The 5,406-nt window shown below is 25.0% G+C and carries 7 protein-coding genes; 6 read left to right on the top strand and 1 reads right to left on the bottom strand.

Translation table 11 applies throughout. The features are described 5' to 3' along the window. Positions 1–1,278, bottom strand: a 1,278-nt coding sequence (locus tag ACTCCZ_RS13280; RefSeq protein WP_463187419.1) for a DUF748 domain-containing protein, incomplete at its 3' end; no start/stop codon positions are given. 83 nt (positions 1,279–1,361) lie between these two features. Between ACTCCZ_RS13280 and dapE the strand changes: the two genes are divergently transcribed. The 6 genes from dapE to ACTCCZ_RS13250 all read left to right on the top strand — a co-directional run. Then, positions 1,362–2,462 (top strand): succinyl-diaminopimelate desuccinylase, encoded by a 1,101-nt coding sequence (gene dapE, locus ACTCCZ_RS13275; protein ID WP_079580013.1) that lies wholly within the window; start codon positions 1,362–1,364, stop codon positions 2,460–2,462. 82 nt (positions 2,463–2,544) lie between these two features. Next, positions 2,545–2,661 (top strand): ORF6N domain-containing protein, encoded by a 117-nt coding sequence (locus ACTCCZ_RS13270; RefSeq protein WP_265734245.1) that lies wholly within the window; start codon positions 2,545–2,547, stop codon positions 2,659–2,661. 44 nt (positions 2,662–2,705) lie between these two features. Next, a complete protein-coding gene (locus ACTCCZ_RS13265) occupies positions 2,706–2,834 on the top strand; it encodes an ORF6N domain-containing protein (protein ID WP_265734246.1) in 129 nt (42 codons plus the stop codon). Then, positions 2,816–3,079 (top strand): hypothetical protein, encoded by a 264-nt coding sequence (locus ACTCCZ_RS13260; protein ID WP_228145349.1) that lies wholly within the window; start codon positions 2,816–2,818, stop codon positions 3,077–3,079. The genes ACTCCZ_RS13265 and ACTCCZ_RS13260 overlap by 19 nt, the downstream gene beginning before the upstream one ends. Before the next feature lie 57 nt (positions 3,080–3,136). Further along, positions 3,137–4,777, top strand: coding sequence for a VPA1262 family N-terminal domain-containing protein (locus ACTCCZ_RS13255; protein ID WP_079580014.1), 1,641 nt, complete (start codon positions 3,137–3,139; stop codon positions 4,775–4,777). After that, positions 4,762–5,406, top strand: a 645-nt coding sequence (locus tag ACTCCZ_RS13250) for a hypothetical protein (protein ID WP_463187417.1), incomplete at its 3' end; no start/stop codon positions are given. The genes ACTCCZ_RS13255 and ACTCCZ_RS13250, both read left to right, overlap by 16 nt.

Below are 5,406 nucleotides of genomic sequence, written 5' to 3'. Positions count from 1 at the left end.
GTCAAGATTTAGATTGTTTATATTAATACCTAATTTTTCTTTTTTATTTTCAAAATTTACTTTTGGCTCTTTTAGTGATGCTGTTTTTAAAAAGACATTACTGTTTTCAAATTTAAACTTTTCAAAAGTTAAAGATAGATTTTCTAAGTTTAGTTTATTTGTTGTTTTTAAATCTTCATAATTAATATTTGTATTTGAAATATTTGCACTTCTTAGGTCTATATTCCATGGATTTTGTTTTTCTTGTGTTTTTTTGTTTTCTTGTTTTGAGTTATCTTGATTTATTAAAGTTGTTAGGTTTATAACTTCATCTTTAGAACTTGTGATATTTGTTTTAAGAGCATCTAAATTTATACTATTAATATTTATTTCTTGCTTTAAATAGTCTAAAAATAGACTATTTATACTAAAGTTTTTAAAACTAATTAAAGAGTTTTTTTCTTGAATTAATTCAAAATCTTTAATATCTAAGTTTAAATCTTGTATTGATAAATCAATCTTGTCTTTAAAGTTTAGTTGATAACCAAAATTTAAATCAAGTGATGTTTTATCTGACATATCAAAATTTAGTATACTTTTTTTATATGTAATTAGTTCAGATGGTTTTAACCTTTTTAAATTCACATTTGCATACATAGATAAAGGCTCAATTTTAAATCCACCTTTTAGTGTAAGTAGAGTGTTTTTGTTGATTTTCGTTGTTAGTGTTTGAGAAGCAAGGATATTTTTGAAACTTCCTAAATCATAAAAAGTATAATTTAACTCACTTAGTGTGATTGAAAATGGCTCAATATCACTTTTCTTTTCAAAGTTTATTGTTGCATTTTCAATAACTGCTTTACGGATTAAAAAATTTATCAAATTCTCTTTTGATTGTTCTTTTTCTTGATTATTATTAGTTTTTGTTCCTTTTAAAATTTTTGCAAGATTTATAGTTTGATCTTTGTTTTCTACTATATTTATTAAAGCATTTTTAAGTAAAACTTTTTCAAATCTAATGTGTCTTTTATCAATAGATTTAAATATAGAAAAATCGATATAAAATTTATCAAATGATAAAATAGTACTCTTTTTATCTTTTATCTCAAAGCCTATTAAATTAGCTTCAAAAGTAAAAGGATTAAATTTTAAATCTTGAATAAAAGCCTGTTTTGTGATGTTTTGGTTGATGATTTTTTGAAGTTTTGGCTTTAAAAAGTAAGGTAACACAAAAAAGCCAAGCAAAGAGTATAAAGCAAATACTGCTATTAATATTTTTAAAAATTTATTGTTTTTCATATAAAACCTTTATTATGGTCTATGTTTATTATAGCAAAATAAACATAACTTAGGTACAATCACACCTAATAAAAGGAGAGAAATTGACAGTTATAGAGTTATTTCAAAAGTTATTAAGGTTTAAATCAATTACACCAGATGATGACAAAGCATTTGATTTTATTGAAGAGTATTTAGGAAATGAGTGGACTTGTATAAATATAGATAAAGAAGATACAAAAAATAGATTTTATTACAAAAAATTCAATAACAATCCACAACATCTGTGTTTTGCTGGACACATTGATGTAGTTCCTACTGGTGAGGGTTGGGATGTTGATCCCTTTGCAGCTGATATTATTGATGGTGTTATAACTGCAAGAGGAACACAAGATATGAAAAGTGGAGTTGCAGCTTATCTTTATGCTTGCAAACATGCAAAAAACTTTGATGGTACACTTTCAATTCTTATGACAAGTGATGAAGAGGGTGAGGGAACATATGGGACTATTAAAGCACTTGAACATTTAAAAGAGATTGATTTTATTCCACAATATGCAGTTGTAGCAGAACCAACTTGTGAAGAAGTATTTGGAGATGCTATAAAAGTAGGGCGAAGAGGAAGTATAAATGGATACATCACTATAAAAGGAAAGCAAGGACACGCAGCTTATCCTGAAAAATGCATAAACCCAGTACATAACTTTGCAGAGATTTTACCAAAAATAGCTGCACACAATCTTGATGATGGAGATGAATACTTTGCTCCAAGTAAGATGGTAATAACAGATATAAGAGGTGGTATGCAAGTTACAAATGTAACTCCACCAAATCTAAAACTAATGTTCAATGTAAGAAACTCAACAAATACAAAAAGAGAAGATGTTGAAAAGTTTATCCATAAAAACTTAGAGGGTTTAGACTATGAGTTTAAAACTACACAAGGCTCATTTCCATTTGTAACAAACAAAGAGTCAAAAGTTGTACGTGCTATGGAAACTTCAATATCAAAAGTACTTGGAGTAACTACAAAGCACTCAACAGCTGGTGGAACTTCTGACGCTAGATATTTTGGAGCTTTTGGAATAGAAGCTATCGAGTTTGGTGTTATAAATGATACTATCCATAGTGTAGGGGAAAGAACAACAGTTAAAGAAGTAGAGGGTTTAACTGATGTTTATGTGGATTTGATTAAAAACTTTTAGATTTGATTACATTATGTAATATTTTTTATTATTTCTATAAATAACTGATAGAATTACTTTATATTTATTATGGAGTAGTTCTATGGAAAACTTACCAAAACAATTGATTGAAAATCAAATCTATGATATTCGTAACTTAAAAGTGATGTTAGATAGTGACTTGGCTTTACTTTATGAAGTAGAAACAAAAAAGTTTTAAACCAAGCTGTAAAAAGGAACATCGATCGCTTTCCAAGTGATTTTATGTTTCAACTCACAAAAGAAGAGCTCGAAGTTTTGCGGTCACAATTTGTGACCACAAAGTTTTCCAAAACAAGAGCTATACCATACGCTTTTACTGAGCAAGGGTCTATATGCTTGCAACGGTACTAAAAAGTAAAGTTGCTACAGATGTAACTATAAATATCATGCGAACCTTTACAAAGCTTAGAGAGTTTGCAATAACTTACAAAGATATAGTAATAGAGTTAAAAAATCTAAAAGAAGATTTGAAACTAAATAAAAATCAAACAACACAAAATACTAAACATATTAAAACAGCCTTTGAACTACTCACTCAAATACTTGATGATACAAAAAAGACAGATGAAAAAGTGATGGGGTTTAGACATGTGTGAAAAAAGTAATAATATTTTTTGATATAATATTTGTCAGTTTTAAGAAATTGGAATAAAATGAATGAAAATGAATTAGAATTTTTATTAAATGATGCAAATGTTGGTTTATATAATAAATGTGAAGTAATAGAAATTTTTGGTTTTGAGAGAGATAAAACACCTTTTAATATCTTTACTTTAATTATATTTGAAAATACAAATCAGGACTTTATAAATAAACCTTTTACAGATAAACCACAAAAATTTAAGAAATTTAAAAATATAAGTTGGGGAATAAATAGAAGAGTTATTAGTATTAAAGATGCATTTGATTTTTTTATATTATTAAAAGAAAAAAATATTTTTAAATTTGATAAAGAAATTAATATATCACCGTTAAAACTTCTTCCAATACAAAGTATTCAAAAAAAAGATTCTTTTAATAGTCCTCAAATAAATTCTATTCTAAAAAATAACTTTAATTACGGAAGTTATCTTATAGAATTTTTTGATGAGTCAAAGGAATATTGTGATTTTTTAATAGAAGATGAAAATCTTTTAAAAGAATTTTCTAGTAAATTATTACAATTTTTTCCTATAAATTTAGAAACATTATTTGATAGATTAGGAAATGTAATTTTTCAACTTCCAAGAAATGATATAAATATAGATTTTGAAACTATTAAGAATACGATAACAAATAGATACTCTGGGATAAAAATTTTTATTGACTCACCAAAAATAGAAAATTTTTTGATAAGAGTTTACGAAGAAATAGATGGTAATATTTCAGTTCAAAAAATTGTGAATGAAGTAAAAGAAGAAACAATAATTCCTTTAGATGACTGTTTTGGCACGACAATTGAAGTCTTTGATAAAAACACTTCTTTACTTGTTTATAAAAACAATTTTAACATTATTAAAAATTTTTCTGTATCAATGCATTCATCTGGAATGTCAATAAGAAACTTTAGAATTAATAATAATCTAATAGAAGTTCCTATAAACGGAAAAAATGAAAAAAAGATTCAACACAATAAGGACTATTTATCATGGATTGGTGATAGAAATTCAAAAAATGAATTAAAAAGTTTAGAAGAAAATAAATCTTTTCAACAATATTTTGGTAAAGAAGGAGATGACAAAAAGGCTTTAGATGTTGTTCGAACTTTGATTAATAAATACGGGATTAATGGAGTTTATCTTTGGGATCCATATTTATCAGCTGATGATGTGAAAAATACTTTATATTATAGTAAAGATGCCAATATCCCATTAAAGGCTATAACTGCCTTAAAACAAAACTCTTCTAGAATAAAAAATGTATTTAGAAATATGCAATTTAATGTAACAAAAAATATTTTGAAGTATATATACATAGATTATCAATATACTTTAATTTGTTTTTTTAATCTTACAAAAAATGAAAAAGTTAAAAAAGATATGATTGATACTTTTAATACAGATAAAGAAAATTTATATTTAGATTTTGAAATTAGAAGTAGAGTTGGTAATAATGGATATGACTTTCATGATAGATTTTTAATATTTCCTCTTGATTCGCCAAAAGTTTGGTCTTTAGGAATTTCAGTAAATCAATTGGGTAAATCTCACCATATATTACAAGAAGTTAAACATGCTACACATGTATTAAATGCATTTAACAATTTATGGGATGAATTAGGAAAAGAGGAATGTATAGTATGGAAAAGCAAATAGAAAATATTCTTGGGGATGTAGTTTCTAATCCAATATATGAAATAGGTTTTTTAGATAAATATTATAATCTTTTTAAAGATAAAAAATACTTGGGAAAGGATTTTGAATGTATTTATAATGATATGCAAAATACTTATTTTTATGGTAGATATTTTCATATGAATGATGAAGAATTAATAATCATTTTTAAAAAACTTTTATCAAATATAATTCATGAAAAAAATGATAAAACAAGAATGAAACTTATCCCTTTGATTATTTATCTTAATTCTATTGCACATGATATAAATAATATTTTATATAAATATCTTTATGAAAATTTATATTTTGAATCTTTTAAACCAATAAAAGATTTTTTTATAGGAACAATAGCTAGTAGTGAGAGCAACATTAATTTAGACAATTTACCAACTTATTATCATTTAGAAAAAGAATTAATACAAACATATTTTTTAGGAATTCAAAACAATGATTTGAAGAAAATTTCTTATTTTCTAGATGCATATGAAAGAAGTGGTGGTTTTTTCCCTGAACCTTATATTGAATTTCTTTCTTACGTTTCTGTAAAAATATTTTTTGCTGATTTTCTAAATATAATTAATAATAAAAATCCTTTGGATATCCAATTA

The organism is Malaciobacter sp., from assembly GCF_055140965.1.
This window is presented reverse-complemented; position numbering and strand designations above follow the sequence as displayed.

Excerpts from the sequence above, each read along its gene's own strand:
- ACTCCZ_RS13270 (WP_265734245.1), top strand. The coding sequence starts at position 2,545 with ATGGAAAACTTACCAAAACAATTGATTGAAAATCAAATCTATGATATT.
- ACTCCZ_RS13265 (WP_265734246.1), top strand. The coding sequence starts at position 2,706 with ATGTTTCAACTCACAAAAGAAGAGCTCGAAGTTTTGCGGTCACAATTT.
- ACTCCZ_RS13260 (WP_228145349.1), top strand. The coding sequence starts at position 2,816 with ATGCTTGCAACGGTACTAAAAAGTAAAGTTGCTACAGATGTAACTATA.
- ACTCCZ_RS13255 (WP_079580014.1), top strand. The coding sequence starts at position 3,137 with ATGAATGAAAATGAATTAGAATTTTTATTAAATGATGCAAATGTTGGT.